The following is an 18,863-nucleotide window of genomic DNA, read 5'->3' as shown; positions in this document are numbered from 1 at the left end:
AATGCCCCGCCCAGCCGAATGGATCCCTTCCGTGCCTGTTGCTAAACTGAAAGTATGGGTACTCGCACCTTATCTTGTTACCAACGATGCCAACATCGATTACTATTACGATTTTTCCCAAAGCATAGAAGAGTATACAAACACTTTTGCAGAACTCGGTGTTAACTGGCAATGGCAACCCGTTACCGCGGGCAACCAGGAAGAGATCATCGAAATGATCTGCGATGAAAGAAATACGGGTAATATCTACCCTGTTGTTTTCAATTTATGTGATGGGGATGAAGTGAATGGAACACCCGGCATTTCTGTTGTTCGGTTGCTTGAAAAAAACAGGTTGGTGTACACCGGCTCGGATGAGCATTTCTACCGCATCACCACTTCAAAGATCCCGATGAAGAGAGCGTTCGACCGTGCGCAGGTGCCCAATGCGAAATGGCGGGCCATCCTTTCAAAAAACGAAGACCTTACCGGTATCATCGCCGAACTGGGATCGCCCCTGATCGTAAAACCCGCTGTGTCTGGCGGCAGCATGGGCGTGGGTGTAAAAAACGTTGTATCTACCAAGGCAGAATTGCAGCAACAGGTAGAACAGATGTTTGATGGTTACCGTGGCTGGAACCTGGCCTCTGGCGGTATTGTGGCGGAAGCATTCATCGACGGCCCCGAATTTACAACAATGGTGGTGGGCTCCGCACAGTTTCCCGAACATTGCAGGGTGCTGTCGCCGGTAGAAAGGGTATTCCATGCTTCGTTGCCCGATACGGAAAAGTTCCTGTCGTTCGACCGCCTCTGGGAGATCTACGAAGAAGAAACGCAAATGCCCGGCGAAGATAATTTTTACGAATACCAATCGCCGGATGCATCCCTGCACAATGCCCTCAAAGACATCAGTCTTGCTGCTTATGCCGCAACGGGCGGAACAGGATACACGCGCGTTGACATACGCATGGACCAGTTCACAAAGAAATTATACGTGCTCGAGGTAAACGCACAATGTGGCCTGAGCGAAGACGAGAACTACACTTCCATCGGCGCGATACTGCGCATGAGCGGAATGCGTTTTACCGAACTGGTGGTTGAGATCATCAATGACGCGTTCAGAAGAGCAGCGATCCATGAACAGGCAAAACCGGCCACGATACACACGACAGTTAAGCAACAGCTAAATCATACAGAACTGAAATGAAGATATGTGTGCTGCAACCCGATTATTCAACCTCCGGGGAGGATTATAAAAATTATGATCCCCCGCGTGATCTTTCGCATCTTTTGCCCGGCGATGAGGTTGATCATGTTTTTCTCAACAAACTCACTACCTACAAACAACTCAAAGCGCTTCAATACAAAGGCTACGATATTTTTATCAACCTCTGCGAAGGCTATCTCGAATGGGAAGTGCCTTCGATAGACGTGATCTATACGCTCGAACTGCTGAACCTTCCGTTTACAGGTCCTACAACACTGTTGTACGATCCTCCCAAAGACCTAATGAAATACGTCGCCTACTGCGAAAATGTTTTGGCTCCGGCATATGTGATCATCGAAAAAGAAGAAGATGCAGTAACCGCCTGTGAACAACTCCGGTTTCCTTTGTTTGTTAAGCCGTCGAAAGCCGGCGACAGCCTGGGTGTAGATGAAGGCTCACTGGTACACAACAAAGAACAGCTGTTGCAGAAAATAAGAAAGACCTTGCGCGATTATCCGCAACTGCTTGCAGAAGAATACATCGAAGGGCGCGAGTTCACCGTACTGATTGCCGCGAATGCGGATGGGAAAACGGCAACCACTTTCAAACCGGTTGAGTATGTATTTCCCAAAGGGTTTTCGTTCAAAACCTATGCACTCAAAACCTCTGAACTGCATCCCGATGCAAACATCCCCTGCAACGATCCCATTATTGAAGCGCAGTTGCGCGATGCGGCGCAGCGCATCTTCAAAGGCTTTAACGGCGTGGGTTACGGGCGACTGGATTTCAGGCTCGATGCAAAGGGACAACTGTATTTTCTCGAGATCAATTTTACCTGTTCCGTTTTTTATCCCGAAGGATCGGAAGGTTCTGCCGATCATATTTTACGTTTTGATGGAACCGGCGCCGCAGCGTTTCTCCGCCGTATGATCGAAGAAGGGCTGGCGCGCTACAAACGTTCGCAGAAAAAGTACCTGGTAAAAGGCAACGCCATTGCAGGGTATGGCATCTGCGCAACAGTACCGCTTAAGCCCGGCGAGACCGTCTTTACAGGTGAAGGGCGGCCACAGCGGATCGTTACCAAAAGACATGTGGAAGAAAACTGGAGCGAAGACGACAAACTCGTGTTCCGCCGTTACGCCTACCCGTTGAGTGATGCGGTTTTTCTATTGTGGGACCACAACCCTTCAGAATGGGCGCCGCAAAACCATTGCTGCGAGCCAAACACAGCGTACGATGGTTTGAATGTGGTTGCGCTCAAGCACATCAGGGCCGGTGAAGAACTTACGCTCGATTACGCCTCGTTCCTCGATGAGAACATGGAGCCGTTTCACTGCAGCTGCAAAGCAATCAACTGCCGCGGGGAGATCAGGGGAAAAACAAAGAACTCAGTTACGCTGCGCGAAAACAACCCATAAGAAAACCGGACACAAGCATACAGGGAAGCGGGTTTTTCATGTAACTTGTATGCTTGTGCCTGGTAACTCATTCCGGGTTCCTGGTCTTTACTTCTTTAAAAAACTTACTTATGTCGTCAAGAAGAGATTTTCTCCGCAATACTGCTTTTGTAGCGGGCGGCAGCATGTTGGGCAGCGCCGTTAAGGCCAATGCCTGGCTTAAAAACCCCGTGGCGCCGAGCGATCAACTCAATGTTGCAGCCATCGGTATCAATGGCCAGGGCTGGTCTAACGTAAATGCTGCGATGAAAGTGGCCGGCGTGAATATTGTTGCGCTCTGCGATGTTGATCAGAACGTGCTCGATAAAAGAATGGTTGATCTTGGAAAGAAAGTAACGGACACCTCGAATGTCAAACTCTACGCCGATTACAGGAAACTGCTGGATCAGAAAGACATCGACGCAGTGATCATCGGCACACCCGATCACTGGCATGCATTGCAGATGATCCATGCATCGCAGGCGGGTAAGCATGTGTTTGTTGAAAAGCCCGTTGGCAATTCAATCGGCGAATGCCGGGCAATGGTAAAGGCGCAGCAACGCTACAACAACGTGGTTCAGTGCGGGCAATGGCAGCGCAGCCAGCAACATTTTTCGGATGCGATCGATTTTGTACACAGCGGCAAACTCGGTAACATACGTACCGTTAAGGTGTGGTGTTACCTCGATTGGAAACAACCGCTCGAGGTACGCGCCAATACCTTAACGCCACCCGGTGTTGACTACAAATCGTGGCTGGGCCCGGCGCCAACACGCCCGTTCAACCCCAACCGTTTTCATTTTACCTTCCGCTGGTTCTGGGATTATGCGGGCGGCCTGATGACAGACTGGGGCGTGCATTTACTGGATTATGCATTGATGGGAATGAAAGTGGCCAACCCCAAACGCATATCAACCGTTGGCGGAAAATTTGCAAAACCCGATTCAGCCGATGAAACACCGGATACCTTGATGGCCATGTACGAGTTTGACGGGTTCAACATCATCTGGGATCATGCCGTGGGCATCGGCAATGGAAATTATGGAAGGGACCATGGCGTTGCCTTCATCGGCAACAACGGAACACTCGTGCTCAACCGCGGCGGATGGGAAGTGATCGAAGAAAAAAAGAACGCGGGAAAAGTGGTAGAACCATTTCACAAGTCGAGCGACAATGGCCTCGATAAACATTGGGTCAATTTTGTGGACGTGATCAAAACAAAAAAGCTGGGCGACCTGCGTTGCCCGATACAGGCCGGCGCAGACATAGCCAGCTTCTCGCAAATGGGGAACATCGCCTACCGTACAGGAGAAAAGCTGGTTTGGGATGAGAACAAAATGCAGTTCAAAGACGAGGCCATCAACAAAAAATACTTTATGAAAGAATATTTCAACGGATACCAGTTACCAAAAATTTAACCAGGCATATGAAAAAGAATTTTTTACTGATCGGTTCACTCGTTATGGGCATGGCGGCAAATGCGCAGGACAGCCTTACCAAAGAAGCCGCCAAAACAGAGATCTGGGAACCCGTTCCTAAAATAGTAACACCGGGAAACACGAACAGCGAACCGCCATCTGATGCCATCGTTCTTTTTGATGGAAAAAATGCGGATCAATGGCAAAGACAAAAAGGCGGCCCGGCCGGCTGGAAAGTTGAGAACGGCGAACTCGCCGTTGTAAAAGGATCGGGCGATGTGGCCACCAAACAAAGTTTCGGAAGCTGCCAGCTGCACATCGAATGGCGCGAACCGGCAACCATAGCGGGCGCCAGCCAGACACGCGGCAACAGCGGTATTTTCTTTATGGGAAAATATGAACTGCAGGTACTGGATTCATACAACAACCCGACGTATGTAAACGGACAGGCAGGGAGTATTTACAAACAACACATTCCCCTTGTAAATGCCAGCAAAAAACCCGGCGAATGGCAAACCTACGATGTGATCTTTACCGCGCCGAAGTTCAACACAGACGGCAGTTTGCAATCGCCTGCACGCATAACGGTATTGCACAACAATGTGCTCGTGCAAAACAATGTAGAGATCAAAGGCAACACAGAATGGCTGGGCCAGCCTAAATACACCAGGCTCCGCGACAAAGAGCCGCTTGTGCTCCAGGATCATGGAAGGGATGGCGGGCAGCCCATGAGTTATCGCAACATCTGGATCAGGGAACTGTAGTCTGCTGCGGGCCGTGTGCACATAAGCCGGCGGCCCGCAGTCATCTTTATCCTTTCAAACCGAATTGGTTCGAATCTATCCACTCTGCTTTCGTCATGGTCCACCAGTCTTCGGCGAGTCCTTTGATAACATAATCGTAGGGCAGCCATCCATAGCCACCTTCGCCCCAATCGGCGCCCCAGGAGTTGCGGATGAGAATGGCGCCGGTTGTGGTTTCGCCGTTGTTCGGGTTCTTGACCTTCATTTGATCATCGTAGCCAACGGCCATTACTGCATGGCCGCCATCGGTGTCTTCTTTCTTATCTGGGAAAGGGATTTTTCCATGATCGGCCTGGTGCAGAGAAGTGTAACAGGTAAAACCAAACACAGAAGGAAAGCCATTGCGCATATGGTCTTTGATGGCTTCCAGCAATTCTTTCCGGGTAACGCCCGGGCAATCGAGGCGGTAATAACTGATGGCCTGGTAACTCTGTGCATACGAATACAAAAATGCGGAAGGCTCTTCGTTAAATTTTTCTTCATCGTAGGGCCAGTATTTTTCGGGAACCACGCCAAAGAGTACAAGCGCGGCCATGGCAGTGCGCAGGTATGCGCCATCGTCGCCGGTTTTTCGGAGAAGGTTGCGCGTGGCCTTGTACTGGAACAAACGTGAGCCATCGATGTGTTTGCCAAAGGCGCGCCGCTCAAAATATTCATAGAGCCCTATCGTGGCATGCGCCGTGCAGGAGCCGATACTGCCCTGGTCCTCTATGGGCGAGCACCATTTGCGGAGATCGACTTTGGTCAATGCTTTTACCGCTGCTTTTTTAGCGGCCGTTGCTTTCTCAACTTTCTGTAAGATCTGCTGAACCGGCTTTTTTACACCGAGCGCAAGCTGCTTATCGGTAAGCTGCCTGGTGTCGGGCGTCTGGTCGCGAAAATCAGGAAGGTCCTTTAACCAGCCCTTTCCTTTAGAATAGAACTTGCTCATTAGTTTTGGTTTTGTAGAGATGATTGTGAGTTATCGGTTTTGTAAGATAACCGTTAATCGCGGTTCCCAAAACGGGAAAAAACCCGTTGCCACAGATTTCACGGAAGGACACGGTTGGCCGCTGTGAGGCAAGCAGCCCTACACATATCCGTGTCCTTCCGTGAAATCTGTGGCAACCCCTTCCAAAACGCCCCCCAACAAAAAACCGTGAAATCACCCGTACAAATACTCCATCAATTAAATCCGCCCACATACTATCTTGCACCCGCAATGAAGCAGATCGATTCACCTCATCACATCCTCGAATCCGTTTTTGGCTACACCGAATTCCGCCACAACCAGGAGGAGATCATCAATCATCTGCTGGATGGAAAAGATTCCATTGTGCTTATGCCTACCGGTGGCGGTAAAAGTTTGTGTTACCAGGTTCCGGCCTTGTGTATGCAGGGTGTTACGGTTGTGGTGAGCCCGCTGATCGCCCTGATGAAAGACCAGGTGGATGCGCTTTTGTTGACCGGTGTAAAAGCCGCATTTTTAAACAGTACGCAAGGCAGCAGCGAGCAATCGTTCATTTTACAGCAGCTGCGCAACAACGAATTGAAATTGTTGTACGTGGCCCCGGAAAGACTGGTGGAAGAATATTTTATGCGTTTCCTGCAGGAGATCCCGGTTTCCCTGTTTGCAATAGATGAGGCGCATTGCATCAGCCAGTGGGGACATGATTTTCGACCGGAGTACCGGGTATTGCGGCAGTTGAAAGTAAGGTTTCCCAACATTCCCATCATTGCATTAACGGCAACAGCGGATGAGATCACGAAGAACGACATCATCGAGCAACTGCAGGTAACGGATTACCGTGTTTTCGAAAACAGTTTCAACCGCCCTAATATTTTCTATTCGATAAAACCGAAAAAAGGTTTTTACGATGTGCTGGTCGATTATCTCGAAGCGCACAAAGAAGACAGCGGCATCATCTATTGCCTGAGCCGCGCCGCCACCGAGAAACTCGCCGACGATCTTCGCGCAGATGGTATCAGCGCCGCAGCTTACCATGCGGGCCTCGATAAAGCAACACGGGATGAGCGGCAGGATCTTTTTCTGAAAGACGATATACGCATCATGGTGGCCACCATTGCATTCGGGATGGGGATCAATAAAAGCAACGTACGCTTTGTGGTACATGCCGATCTGCCAAAGAACATAGAAGGCTATTACCAGGAAACCGGCCGCGCGGGCCGCGACGGGCTGCCCAGCGAGGCAATACTTTTTTACGGGGCGGGTGATGTGATCAAACTGCGCGGGTTTGCGCAGGTAGAAAACAATCCCGAACAAACGCAGATCCTCCTGAAAAAACTCGACCAGATGGTGGGCCTCTGCGAAACAAGAGGCTGCCGCAGGAAACACCTGCTCAATTATTTCGGTGAGGGCGCCGGGGAATATTGCGGCAGTTGCGACAATTGCCTGAACAAACCGGAGCTGACCGAAAGCACCGTTATCGCTCAGAAGATACTGAGCACCGTGTATCGCCTGAACCAATCCTTTGGTATGCGGTACGTGATCGATATCCTGAAGGGAAGCAACAATGAAAAGATCAGGGCGCAGCATAAAACGCTTTCGGTATACGGCATCGGCAAAGACAAACCGAAAGAAGAATGGGCGCATTACATAAGAGAATTGCTGCACTACGGTTACCTGCTCAACAGTGGCGGAGAGTTCCCGTTGCTGAAACTAACGGAGAAGAGCAGTGCCGTGCTGTTTAAAAACGAGGCCGTGTTCCTGACCGCGCCGGTACAGGTAACCATCGCGAAAGAGCCGGTGATTTACCAGCAGCACAGTTACGAAAAACCATTGTTTGAGGAATTGAAAAAACTCCGTAACAGGATCGCACACGAAGAAAATGTTCCTGCCTACCTTATTTTCAGCGACAGCAGCTTGCTGGATCTTTCCACGTACCTGCCATTGCACAAAAATGACCTTCCGCATATTTCCGGTTTTGGTGCGTACAAAATAGAAAGATATGGTGAGGCGTTTTTGGAAAAGGTACAGGATTACTGCAACGAAAACGGGCTCTCAACACGCGTCGGCCTGAAACAGGGAACCGCTCCGCGGGCCCGGAAGACCGCGCCGCCACGCGAGCGGTCATCAGATACCAAGCGCACCAGTTTTGAAATGTACCGTTCGGGAAAATCGGTACGGGAAATAGCCGGCGAAAGATCCTTGTCCATCACAACGGTGGAAACGCACCTCAGCCATTTTGTAACCACAGGCGAACTGGATGTGAACGATTTTGTTTCCCCCCGAAAACAAGAGCTGATCGCTTCTGCTACAGAAAAATACGGAAGACTGGGATTGCGGTTACTGAAAGACAATTTGCCCGAAGAGATCAGTTACCTCGAGATCAAAATGACGATCGCATCATTGGGTTAAGTGGTCAGCACACACCAAAAGAACATCATGAAGCGGGAGAAATAAACAGGAGGAATGCATCGTTCCGCAGGAGCGTTTTATGCCGTGCGTTCGCAATATAACAATGCCCGTTCTTGATCTTCGCACAAAACAGGAACCGATCGTAGATGGGTTACCTTTTCTCCGGATCTGTATTAAGCGGTAGAAACACGTCCGTTATGATACAGAAAACCTACTTCAAAACGAAAGACTACTGTAAAGTAAAATTCTCTTTCACAGCAGGCAATGCATCGGTTGTTGAGATCCTCGGGCTCAACAGCGATTGGGACAATGCTGTACAAATGAAAAGGAAAAAGGACGGAAGTTTCAGCTGCGAAGTTTCCCTTCCCAAAAACACCCAGCACGAATTCAAATACCGCATCGATGCCAATGAATGGATCAACGATCCTTCTGCAGACAGCGAAGTGGCCAATGTGTACGGTGGGAGCAACAGCGTGATTTCTTTGTAAGCAGCATTTGGTTTAAAGAAACAAGCAAACGCCGCTCCTCAAAAAGAGGATCAACCGATCCATTTTTCCCCTATTTTCGTTCCGCAAAATCAAGCAAGCGCCGATGATCATCTAAACAGAGCTTAGTACCGCTAAGTGTTTAGGCTCACACAATCCCCCGACCCTCATTGCAGCAGTGCTGCAGTGCAATTCTATTTATCTATTCATACCTTATTTATACAATGACTACTTATACAAACGATAAGAGCAAAAAGACCGTCTGGTCTTACATCAAACAATCACTCAATGGCGAGAGCCAGGATTTTACAACGGGCAGCATACGCAAAGCCATTTTCTTACTCGCCATCCCCATGATACTCGAGATGTGCATGGAATCTGTTTTTGCGGTTGTGGATATTTTTTTCGTGGGCAAACTCGGCCCGAATGCCGCGGCAACCGTTGGTTTAACAGAATCGTTTTTAACCATCGTTTATTCTGTGGCCATCGGGTTGAGCATGGCGGCAACCGCGATGGTTGCAAGACGTGTGGGTGAAAAAAATTACGATGGCGCCGCTAAGGCAGGCGCGCAGGCATTGTTGCTTTCTTTCATCATCACCATCCTGATCAGTTGCATCGGCCTGTTCTTTGCAGAAGACATTTTGCGTTTGATGGGTGGAAGCGATGAGCTGGTTGCCATGGGGCACACCTATACACGCATCATGCTCACAGGAAACGTGGTGATCATGTTGCTGTTCCTCATCAACGGTATATTCCGTGGCGCGGGCGATGCAGCCATCGCGATGCGCAGTTTGTGGCTCGCCAACATCTGTAACATCATCCTTTGTCCGATACTGATCCACAAATACGGGTTGCCGGGTGCGGCCATGGCCACAACAACCGGCAGGGGCATTGGTGTGTGCTACCAGGTTTACAGGCTGTTCAAAGGAAAAGGCATCATCAAAATACACCTGCACCATTTCAGGCCGGATATGGAAGTAATCAGGTCACTGTTCAAAGTTGCATCATCAGCAACACTGCAGTTCCTGATCGGTTCTGCGAGCTGGATAGCAATGGCGCGTATCATCGCCTCATTTGGCAGCGACGCAGTGGCGGGCTACACCATCGCGATCCGTTTGCTGATCTTCTTTTTGATGCCCGCATGGGGATTGAGTAATGCAGCGGCAACACTCGTAGGACAAAACCTCGGCGCCAAACAACCCGAACGCGCGGAAAAATCTGTATGGAAAACGGCGCAGTACAACGCCATTTTCATGGGAATTGTTTCGCTGCTCTTTATCACCTGCGCAGAATTTTTTGTAGGATTGATAACCAGCGACCCTAACGTGATCAAAACGGCGGTAATGGCACTGCGCATCGTGAGTTGCGGCTATATTTTTTACGGGGTGGGAATGGTGATGATCAATGCATTCAACGGTGCAGGCGACAGCAAAACGCCCACCTGGATCAACCTGTTCTGGTTCTGGATCTTCCAGATTCCGTTCGCTTATTTACTGGCGGAGGTATGGAAACTCGGAACAACCGGCGTGTTCCTCGCCATCGTGATCACCGAAACATGTATCACCATCACAAGCGTTGTGTTATTCAGGAAGGGCAAATGGAAGCTGGTCAAGATCTGATGGAACATTATCACCTTGCTTGAACAAGAATGCACAAACACAGCAACAAGTCCAAATAATTTAATAAATAAAATGCCGGTGATCTTCACCGGCATTTTTTATGGTCGAGTTTTTTGCCAGGATCGCCGTTTTAGAACCATCCTCTTTTCCTGAACAGGTAGATCATAAAAACCGGGATGATCAGCATCAGGAAGATCGCGATAAAAAATCCGTATTGGTTGTGCAGGTAGGGGATGCGGTCGAAGTTCATCCCGAAGATGCCGCCGATGACCGTGGCGGGGGCGAGGAGGCAGGTTACCACTGCCATCACTTTCATTACCTCGTTGGTTTTCAGGTTAACGTTGCTGAGGTAGAGGTCCTGCAGGTTCATCATCATATCGCGGTAGTTCTCTGCAAGTTCATTGGCCTGTAAGATATGATCGTGGATGTCTTTAAAATATTTGGTGGTTCTTTCTTCGAGCAGTTCGCTGTCGCTCCTGATAAACCCATTGATCAGGTCGCGCACCGGGCTCACATTTCTTTTGAGTACGATCAGTTCTTTGCGCAGGTTGTTGATCTCCGCCAGCGCGCGGGTATTGCTGGCGCGGATGATCTTTTCTTCGAGCAGTTCAATGTTTTCACCCAGTTTTTCCATTACGATATAGTAATGGTCAACGATCATATCGAGCAGCGAATAGCAAAGGTAGTCTGCTTTGTTTTGCCGCAGCTTACTGCCTGTTACCCGTAATTTCTCGCGGATGAAATTGAATACATCGCGCTCCGAATCTTCCTGGAAAGAGATCACAAAACCATCGCCGAGCACGATGCTCACCTGTTCCGTTTCCACGGCGCCGGTTTTATCGTTGAAGTAAAGCATGTTGAGCAGGCAGTAGAGTATTGGGTCCATCTCATCCATCTTGGGCCGCTGCCCGATGCTCATGATGTCTTCTTTGATGAGCGGGTGAATGTTGAAATGGTTGCAAATGGCATCCACATCATTTTTCCGGATGCCATCGATGTTGATCCAGGTAACGCGGTCGTTCTTGTGGAAGGGATAGGTTTCTTCGATGTGATCGAGGCATTTCTCATGAAGAACCTGCGGCGAATAATCAAACACACAAATCTTCGTTTCCGCAGCCTCCTGCCGGATGGGGGCAACCGTGGGGTTTACCTGGAAAATATCCCTTGTACGCCTTGTATTGAACAAAGGCAGAACGTTGAAATATTTCAGGTATTTGTTCTCTTGCATGGTTAAAGTTACGAAGCAATGAAACAAGGCGCAAGAAAACAAGACATAGGAAACCGGCAGGTATTACGGATGAAATTAGTTTCGCTAATTTGCCGCCATAAACCGTGATGCTGTGCCCGTACTTCCCAAACCCTTTTTCAAACCGCCGTTCTGGCAATTCAATGGTCATCTGCAAACCATCGTGCCGAGCCTGTTCAGGAAAGTCAGGTTCGACTACCATCAACGCGAGCGGCTCGAGTTGCCCGATGGAGATTTTGTGGACCTCGACTGGCATTTCACCTCGCCCCAAAGAAAAAAACTGGTGATCATCACCCACGGTCTCGAGGGCGATTCGCGCAGGCACTATGTGCTGGGCATGGCGAAGGCATTTGCGCAGCAGGGCTACGATGCCCTTGGCTGGAACTGCCGCAGTTGCAGCGGCGAGCTCAACAGGCTGCTTCGTTTTTATCACCACGGCGATGCCGGTGATCTGCGTTGTGTGATCGGGCACGCGATCGAGAACAAGGGCTACGAAGAAATTGTGCTTGTCGGCTTCAGTATGGGCGGCAGCCTGAGTTTGCGCGCCGTTGCAGAATTCCCGGAAGACGTTCCGGCGCAGGTAAAAAAAGTAGTTGCGTTTTCTGTTCCATGTGATCTGAAAACGAGTGTAGATACATTATCGCAACCCAACAACAAACTCTACAACAAACGGTTCCTTAAAAAACTCGGCGAGAAGATCAGGGCGAAAGAAAAGATCTTTCCCGGGCAGATCAGTTCTGAGGGATATACAGGCATCACCCACTTCCACGCTTTCGACGACCGTTATACCGCGCCCCTGCATGGTTTTAAAAACGCAACCGATTTTTATGAACGCGCGAGTGTGAAACCTTTCCTGAAGAACATCCGCATCCCCACGCTCATTGTGCAGGCGCTGAACGATACGTTTTTATCGGGCGACAGCCTGTGCTACGAAGAGGCCCGCCAAAACCCGAACCTGTTTTTAGAAACGCCGGATGTTGGCGGCCATTGTGGTTTTGTAATTGCCGGGTCGGAATTTTCCTGGGCAGACAAGCGGGCGTTGGCATTTGTGGAAAGAGGGATGTGATGGGTTTGCTTCTTTCTTACTTAAGGCCCGTATTTTTTTTCAGGTAGCCTTGATCTGGCTCTTATCCATACCCGCGATACCAAATTCTTTCTGCAGCGCCAGCATTTTTTCGAGCCAGGCTTGCGGTGGTGGCCCTTGTGGCGCATCGGGATAGCTGAGCGAAGATGCGGGCACGCTCATTTCGAGGAACATTTCTTCGAGTCCGCCGGGTGATAGGTGCATCAGCATTTTCGCCGTATCGCTAACCAGTTTAAAATGATGGGGTGTATTGCGCGGGATATGCAGGAACATGTTTGGCGAAAGGCTAAATTCCTCATCACCCACAAAAAAATTCACCTCGCCCTCGAGCAGGTAAAACGATTCGTCTTCTTTTGTGTGTGTATGTCTCGGAGGCTCGAAGCCTTTACGCAGGTTCGTTTCAATAAGACTGAACCTTCCCCCTGTTTCTTTTGCGGTGGCGAGAAAGACCCAATAGCCGCCCATGTACCAGCGGGCGCGTTCCAGCCTGTTTGCAGTTGCGAATGTTTTCATAGAAGTTGTTTCGGCTAAATTAACAGGCGTTGCGCGGACGCATGTTGACTTCGATCAACAAATTACAGCGAGGCCAGTTTGTTTTTGATGCGGCTGATGGTCTCGGTTCGTACGCCCAGGTAATTGGCGATGTAATGTTGCGGAACGCGCAGCAGCAGGGAAGGGCGGTTGAGGAGTAGTTCTTTGTAAAGTGTTTCCGGCGATTCTGTTTTTAATCGGTTGGCCTGTTCGAGCAGGAGCGCATGATCGGCCGGGTATTTTTTAAGGAAGTATTGCTGGTATGCCGGGAAGCGCTGCATCGCGATATCGACGTTGGCGAGGGTTATACCCAGTATGTCGCAATCTTCGAGCGCCTGCAGGTTTACGTTGGTGGGCACGCCGCTCCGCATGCTGCCCAGTTGACCGGCCCAGTTGCCTTCCTCGTTAAAGAGAACGATCTGCTCCACGCCGTCGTCGTTAACAACGTATTGGCGCAAACAACCCTTTAGCACAAACGGGCTGTATCGTGGCACCTGTCCCGCGCGGTAACAGAACTCGTTTTTCCTGATCGTAAACGGCACCAGCAGCTTGATGAACTCATTGAAATCATTCTCGGGAAAATCTACGTAAGAGCGGAGGTGTTCGAAGAAGAGGCGGGTGTTCATGGGTGGGGTTGTGGGTGCAATTTACGGGGAAATGCAGTTTTAAGTCGGGGGGAATTGTTTGGTTAGGGTGTTCAGTCGAAGTAAAAAATCGGAGTCTTGTTTGCGGATGTCACTAGAAGAGGACTCCACTTGAGGGTGTTGCACATTTGGTTTTGATAGTGGGAAACCGACATTGATAGTTGAATTTATAAATAGTAAACCGTGCTGCGCTGAGTCTTCTGCGTGAGACGTCCGCGGAGAATATTTGGATTTTTTTTGCGGGAGATCGACCCTCTGCGGAAAATTAAAAATGTCCAAATAATGCTGAAAATATGTGCTCGTGAATAAATAGAAAGAGGTTGGAATTTGTTACATTGTGGAATGTCAGATATTGAAATATCCCTAATTTATAAAACCTGCACCATTCTATTAAGTGGTTTAATTATTTATTGGGGGTATAAGTTATTTATGAAAGGCTTTGTTAACGCATCAGGGGATATATCGGCTTTTTGGGGTAACAAGAAAATTATGTTACGAAATGTAACTCCAGGAATTTTCTTTTCATTGCTGGGTGGTTTGAGCTTTATAATTTGCGTATTCAAGGGGATTGACTTAGAATCTTTTCATAAAAAAAAATCTGAAAGTGAAAACACTCAGCCTCCAGTGTATACTCAAACCATTTATGATACAGGAAAACAAAAAATAGATATTGATTCTTTGGATTTAGTAGCAAAAAGGGAGTATCAAAAAAAACATTATTTAGAAGCATACAAATTTCTTTTACTAATTAAAGGAGCTTCTTTTAAAGATTCAACTATTGATATTGATGATTTAAATAAAAGGATACAAATAACTTATGCGGAGCTATTATCTTCTATGAAACCAAATTATAAAATTAATTATGAAGAGAATTCGAGGTCAGTCAAAATTCTTCAAGAAGATACACTTAGGTAAGATGTATCTTCTTGTCAATTTTTTCCTCTATTTTCTAGTTATTGTGGATTCTGTATATTCACAGCATAGTGCAGAGTTCAAAATTGACGAATCTGAACAACTGTTTAACTTAGTTACGAAGATAAAGGGTTACAGGATTGTTAATCAAAACGGGAAAACAACACAAGTTGTTAGTATAGGAAGTGGGTTTTTTTTTGAGTTCGATTTTGGGCTTAATAAAAAAATGACATGTCTTGTAACAAATAAGCATGTAGTTGAAAATTGCGACTTCGGAGATTTTGAGTTGAATAGTATGAATAATGATGGAAGTCCAAACTATGGAGATATTTTGAAAATAAGACTTAAAAACTATAAAAAGCTTTGGCTATATCACCCTTCAGAAGATTTGGCAATTTTACCAATTACTCCTTTATTAAATTTAATTGCTCAGAATTATAAACGAAAAGTATATCTGCGAAAACTTATTGAAAGTTATATTCCAAATGAACAAAAGCTAAACGAATTAACTGCAATAGAAGACGTATTCATGATTGGTTATCCAAAAGGATTTTCGGACAGTATAAATAATATACCAATCTTACGAAGGGGCACCACAGCTACTCCTGTTTTTATAAACTATAATAAAAAGCCTCAATTTTTACTCGATATTTCAATTTATGCTGGGTCAAGCGGTTCGCCAATATTAATTTACAATCCGATTTCTTATGTAGACAAGAAAACTAATTCTACAATGTTTGGCAAGCGATTTTATTTTCTAGGAATTGCTGTTGAATCTCGAGAGTACGAGGCTAAAGGCACAGCAATCTCAAAAAATGGCTCTCAGATAATTGAAACTAGAACATGGCTGCCCTTTGGAATTGCGATAGGTATTAAATCTTCTGAGTTATTAATAATGAAGAAATATATTGAATCTCGTACCACTGATTCATATATTGAACTCTACAAGTCAAGCTTAAATTAAAGTAATCCTTCATCAGCGAAACTGAAACATTCCCCTTCATTGCCTGACAAGATAATGTAATCGGACAATCGTATCCTCATCAATAAGCTTATTTCCTCTCCGCAGCATGTCCAATTGACATAAAAACTCAGAATATTCTCCGCGGATGTCTCTCGAAGAGGACTCCGCGGTCCAAGTGCTGCCTACCTGTTTCAATATCGAAGGTACATTGGTTATAGAATTCAATAAACAACGGACCCGTGTTGCGCGGAGGGCGCCTCTTGAGACGTCCGCGACGGACATTCAGGATTGATACATTTGATGGACGGGCTGCGGAAAATTAAAGCTAAGACAACATATATGCAATACGAGCAACCACCTGTACATCGTATTCCATGGCTCCTTGTCGCTTCGGAGACATTCCCTGTTCGCACTCAAACAGCAACCCCTTTTATACTTGATTTATTAACATAAGGGCTTTTACCCCTGTATTTTTTTAGGCTGCTTACTTACGTTTGGGCAAACTACTGCACATGAAAAAACACGTTATCGGGTGGAAGGCAAGCATGCTATTCCTTCTCTTTTCGGTCTTTCTGGCCGGTTGCAAAAAAAACCTAAACGAACTATCCCCTCAAAATTCGATCAACCGCGCACTGCAGTTTTACGCGCATACTGAGAAATTAAACCCGGTGCTCCAAAGTCTTGTCAACTCCTTCAGGAAACAAAAGCGATTTAATTCGCACCTTGCGGAGTTCATTGAAAAAAATGGTACGCCCGTGTGGGAAAAAACGCTTTATAAGACTGCAGCAAACGCAAAGGCCACGCCGCTTGTAAGCTCCAAGGTTCAAAAAAATTCTGTCAAAACAACTGGGGCCGCCTCAATAGATCAAAAAGCATTTTACATAGTACCTTTGCAATCCGTAGATGACAGCAGCATCAAATCTTATATTACTGCAAGTAAACTGAATGACAGTACGTTTTCCTACCGGTTGTACAACAAAGATTCTTTATCGCAGATAACACCTGTTACGGATTCGGCCCGCAGTCAGTTAATGACCTCGCTTGCTGTTTTTGGCGCATTCGAAAAATCTGTGAACGGAAAAGATAGCGTCGATATTCACGGTGCAGCCAACGTGCGTTTCAGAAATGTTGACATCAAACTAGGAAACGATGTTAAAACAGTATCCAATGCCATTAGGGCTGATTATATGCAGGAAGTCGGTTGTGAAATTGAGATAAGCATATACTTAACCTACATGTATGTGAACGTTTCCAATTCATATTCCTACGGCTATGTTTATGAGTGGCAGCTGGTATCGGTAAACATAGAGATCATACTGACGTGTTGGGATTATCGTGGTCATGAAGGCGGCGGAGGCGGTGAAGGAGGTGGCGAAGGGGGGGATGAAGGTGACGACCCTCCGTATGGCGGCGGAGGTACTACCAGTGAATGGTGGGAGTATGGCAGCGGTTGGCCATGGAATAATCCTTTAGCTTACGAAATGGCAAATCAACCGTGGCAACCTTGGTGGACCGGAGGCGGTGCTGGTTACCGGAATCCCAACTTGCTTTCCTATGATGATCTTCTGATTCTAGATAACCTTAAGGATGAAGAAAATCAGGATGAGTCAGATGCATCGACAGATTGCTATGGTACAAAGAATGTTCCGGGTAGTGTGATGTTGCAACCTAATGCGGCCATTGCACACTTACTGATCCAGGAAGATTATATTAAATTTGCCGGAACGGGGGGACGGGCTGAATATTCCATACCAAATGCAACCATGTCGGGAAGACGCGGAAGGGCCGATCTCGCAAATATTCAGACCTATGAGATATTTGAGATTAAGCCGATCAGCCTTCAAGCCGAAGGCGCTGCTGAAGCACAATGGTATGTAGACAAGGCAAATCAGTATTGCCAACCCGGTCCCTGGAGGCTTGGGGATACTTATCAAACACCAAGGATATTACCCAATCCCGTAAATCCTGCACAGGTTATTCGTGTCACCCTTCCTCAAAATGGCGTTCTAATTTATACCTTTGATCCGAGAGCTACAGTACCTGTTCCTGTTGCAGCTCCTGTCTCGGTCTTTGACGCGGTAAAAGAACTTATGAATAGGAGAAGGCTGAATCCTAACCAGGATATCCGGGACTTAGTGATGCTTTACATTAAGGAATTGAAACGCGTAAGTCCAGGCACATTGACAACACTTAAGCAGGACATTACAAATATTGCCTATGGCATCATACTTGCCTATGCGGTGGAGGCCGTCTTTACCGAAGGGGCGGCATTGTTAGCAGATTTTGAAAAAGTGCTTATGGCAAGATATTTACTGCGAATTGCAAGCATAATATGAGTCTATTGATCCACAATGAAGAAAGTTTTATCAAATCTATACAAGGGATGTATGGACTGTTTATGTCTGCATCTTTCGTAAAGTGTGCGAACATTCAACTTTCTCAGCAGTTCGAAGTGCTCACCGGCATTAAGCCGTCGAGGAACGTTGGATTGGTTTATGACCCAATGGCGCCGACCGATTTCGAAGCAGGAAAGTTGTATACCAAAGACGTCATCTCTGGTATTACTCTTAGTATTAACATCCGGGCTTATGTTTTCCGTGTATTTGTTATGTGGGATTCGGTTTCTGGGAAAATCTATGATATCTCCGACCAGAACATAGATTGCGGAGACCTACGCTTCTGGTTCTTCCGGCTTGAACCTTTAGCGTACAGGAGATATTTGAACAAGCAGGATACCCTTCCCTTCCAGATCCCGGATTGCACCTACAAATTGACAGTTACAGAAATTGGCGTAAACGTGGTGATGGTGATGTTGGTCAAACCTGAAAGAGCGGCAGAAGTGAAAGACATAACGGATTTGATCGAAGAATTTCTGACGGGTTTCAATATTCCTTCCAGGCAAAAAGAAAATGATCTGCGTTTGCATAATTGGAGGTATGAATGGAACCCTGCTGACCATTCATTGAAATACATGATCGATACAGGTATGACAGGATACCGTTTTTTTGAAAACTTCCTTAACTTTCTTTCAGAAGTAAATGCTTTCGATTCGGTCACGATTGATTGAGAAAATAAGCTTTGGTTTTTTCATGCTTATTTTCCTTATCGGTAGTATTCAATCAAAGCCAAAAATCAGGATGTTCGGCGCGCTGTGGTGGGTTTTCAAGGAACCCTCCC

At 47.1% G+C, this 18,863-nt stretch carries 16 protein-coding genes; 12 read left to right on the top strand and 4 right to left on the bottom strand.

Features of this window, described 5'->3' with window-relative positions:
• The first annotated feature begins 1 nt into the window (after position 1).
• The 4 genes from GWC95_RS19500 to GWC95_RS19485 all read left to right on the top strand — a co-directional run bounded on the left by GWC95_RS19500 (position 2) and on the right by GWC95_RS19485 (position 4,804).
• The gene (locus GWC95_RS19500; RefSeq protein ID WP_161820382.1) at positions 2-1,186 is read left to right on the top strand and encodes a D-alanine--D-alanine ligase family protein; all 1,185 of its coding nucleotides are present in this window, start codon (positions 2-4) and stop codon (positions 1,184-1,186) included.
• Positions 1,183-2,604, top strand: a complete 1,422-nt coding sequence (locus tag GWC95_RS19495; RefSeq protein WP_161820381.1) for an SET domain-containing protein-lysine N-methyltransferase — start codon at positions 1,183-1,185, stop codon at positions 2,602-2,604. Before GWC95_RS19500 ends, GWC95_RS19495 begins: the two co-directional genes overlap by 4 nt.
• Before the next feature lie 110 nt (positions 2,605-2,714).
• Entirely contained in the window at positions 2,715-4,040 is a 1,326-nt protein-coding gene (locus tag GWC95_RS19490; RefSeq protein WP_161820380.1) for a Gfo/Idh/MocA family protein, read from the top strand.
• Between the two features lie 8 nt (positions 4,041-4,048).
• On the top strand, positions 4,049-4,804 hold the full coding sequence (locus GWC95_RS19485) for a 3-keto-disaccharide hydrolase (protein ID WP_161820379.1): 756 nt from the start codon (positions 4,049-4,051) through the stop codon (positions 4,802-4,804).
• A 46-nt stretch (positions 4,805-4,850) separates the two neighbouring features.
• On the opposite strand, the gene GWC95_RS19480 is transcribed toward GWC95_RS19485, so the two are convergent.
• Positions 4,851-5,774, bottom strand: a complete 924-nt coding sequence (locus GWC95_RS19480; protein WP_161820378.1) for a C1 family peptidase — start codon at positions 5,772-5,774, stop codon at positions 4,851-4,853.
• A gap of 270 nt (positions 5,775-6,044) precedes the next feature.
• Here GWC95_RS19480 and recQ point away from each other — a divergent pair, with 270 nt between their 5' ends.
• From recQ to GWC95_RS19465, 3 genes are all read left to right on the top strand, one after another.
• The gene (gene recQ / locus GWC95_RS19475; protein WP_161820377.1) at positions 6,045-8,201 is read left to right on the top strand and encodes a DNA helicase RecQ; all 2,157 of its coding nucleotides are present in this window, start codon (positions 6,045-6,047) and stop codon (positions 8,199-8,201) included.
• A 197-nt stretch (positions 8,202-8,398) separates the two neighbouring features.
• On the top strand, positions 8,399-8,689 hold the full coding sequence (locus GWC95_RS19470; protein WP_161820376.1) for an isoamylase early set domain-containing protein: 291 nt from the start codon (positions 8,399-8,401) through the stop codon (positions 8,687-8,689).
• 221 nt (positions 8,690-8,910) lie between these two features.
• Positions 8,911-10,305 (top strand): MATE family efflux transporter, encoded by a 1,395-nt coding sequence (locus tag GWC95_RS19465; RefSeq protein WP_161820375.1) that lies wholly within the window; start codon positions 8,911-8,913, stop codon positions 10,303-10,305.
• A 130-nt stretch (positions 10,306-10,435) separates the two neighbouring features.
• Here GWC95_RS19465 and corA read toward each other — a convergent pair whose 3' ends face one another.
• On the bottom strand, positions 10,436-11,533 hold the full coding sequence (corA, locus tag GWC95_RS19460) for a magnesium/cobalt transporter CorA (RefSeq protein WP_161820374.1): 1,098 nt from the start codon (positions 11,531-11,533) through the stop codon (positions 10,436-10,438).
• Between the two features lie 112 nt (positions 11,534-11,645).
• On the opposite strand from corA, the gene GWC95_RS19455 reads away from it, so the two are divergent.
• The gene (locus tag GWC95_RS19455) at positions 11,646-12,617 is read left to right on the top strand and encodes a YheT family hydrolase (RefSeq protein WP_161820373.1); all 972 of its coding nucleotides are present in this window, start codon (positions 11,646-11,648) and stop codon (positions 12,615-12,617) included.
• 39 nt (positions 12,618-12,656) lie between these two features.
• Here the strand turns inward: GWC95_RS19455 and GWC95_RS19450 are convergent, their stop codons facing one another.
• Positions 12,657-13,148, bottom strand: a complete 492-nt coding sequence (locus GWC95_RS19450) for a quercetin 2,3-dioxygenase (RefSeq protein WP_161820372.1) — start codon at positions 13,146-13,148, stop codon at positions 12,657-12,659.
• A gap of 62 nt (positions 13,149-13,210) precedes the next feature.
• Positions 13,211-13,792 (bottom strand): Crp/Fnr family transcriptional regulator, encoded by a 582-nt coding sequence (locus tag GWC95_RS19445; protein WP_161820371.1) that lies wholly within the window; start codon positions 13,790-13,792, stop codon positions 13,211-13,213.
• Between the two features lie 360 nt (positions 13,793-14,152).
• On the opposite strand from GWC95_RS19445, the gene GWC95_RS19440 reads away from it, so the two are divergent.
• The 4 genes from GWC95_RS19440 to GWC95_RS19425 all read left to right on the top strand — a co-directional run bounded on the left by GWC95_RS19440 (position 14,153) and on the right by GWC95_RS19425 (position 18,753).
• The gene (locus tag GWC95_RS19440) at positions 14,153-14,725 is read left to right on the top strand and encodes a hypothetical protein (protein WP_161820370.1); all 573 of its coding nucleotides are present in this window, start codon (positions 14,153-14,155) and stop codon (positions 14,723-14,725) included.
• Positions 14,673-15,686, top strand: a complete 1,014-nt coding sequence (locus GWC95_RS19435) for a S1 family peptidase (protein ID WP_161820369.1) — start codon at positions 14,673-14,675, stop codon at positions 15,684-15,686. The genes GWC95_RS19440 and GWC95_RS19435 overlap by 53 nt, the downstream gene beginning before the upstream one ends.
• Positions 15,687-16,198: 512 nt before the next feature.
• Positions 16,199-18,022, top strand: a complete 1,824-nt coding sequence (locus GWC95_RS19430; protein WP_161820368.1) for a hypothetical protein — start codon at positions 16,199-16,201, stop codon at positions 18,020-18,022.
• A complete protein-coding gene (locus GWC95_RS19425) occupies positions 18,019-18,753 on the top strand; it encodes a hypothetical protein (RefSeq protein WP_161820367.1) in 735 nt (244 codons plus the stop codon). The genes GWC95_RS19430 and GWC95_RS19425 overlap by 4 nt, the downstream gene beginning before the upstream one ends.
• Positions 18,754-18,863 lie beyond the last annotated feature (110 nt).

The organism is Sediminibacterium roseum, assembly GCF_009939005.1.
Lineage (GTDB): Bacteria > Bacteroidota > Bacteroidia > Chitinophagales > Chitinophagaceae > Sediminibacterium > Sediminibacterium roseum.
This window is presented reverse-complemented; position numbering and strand designations above follow the sequence as displayed.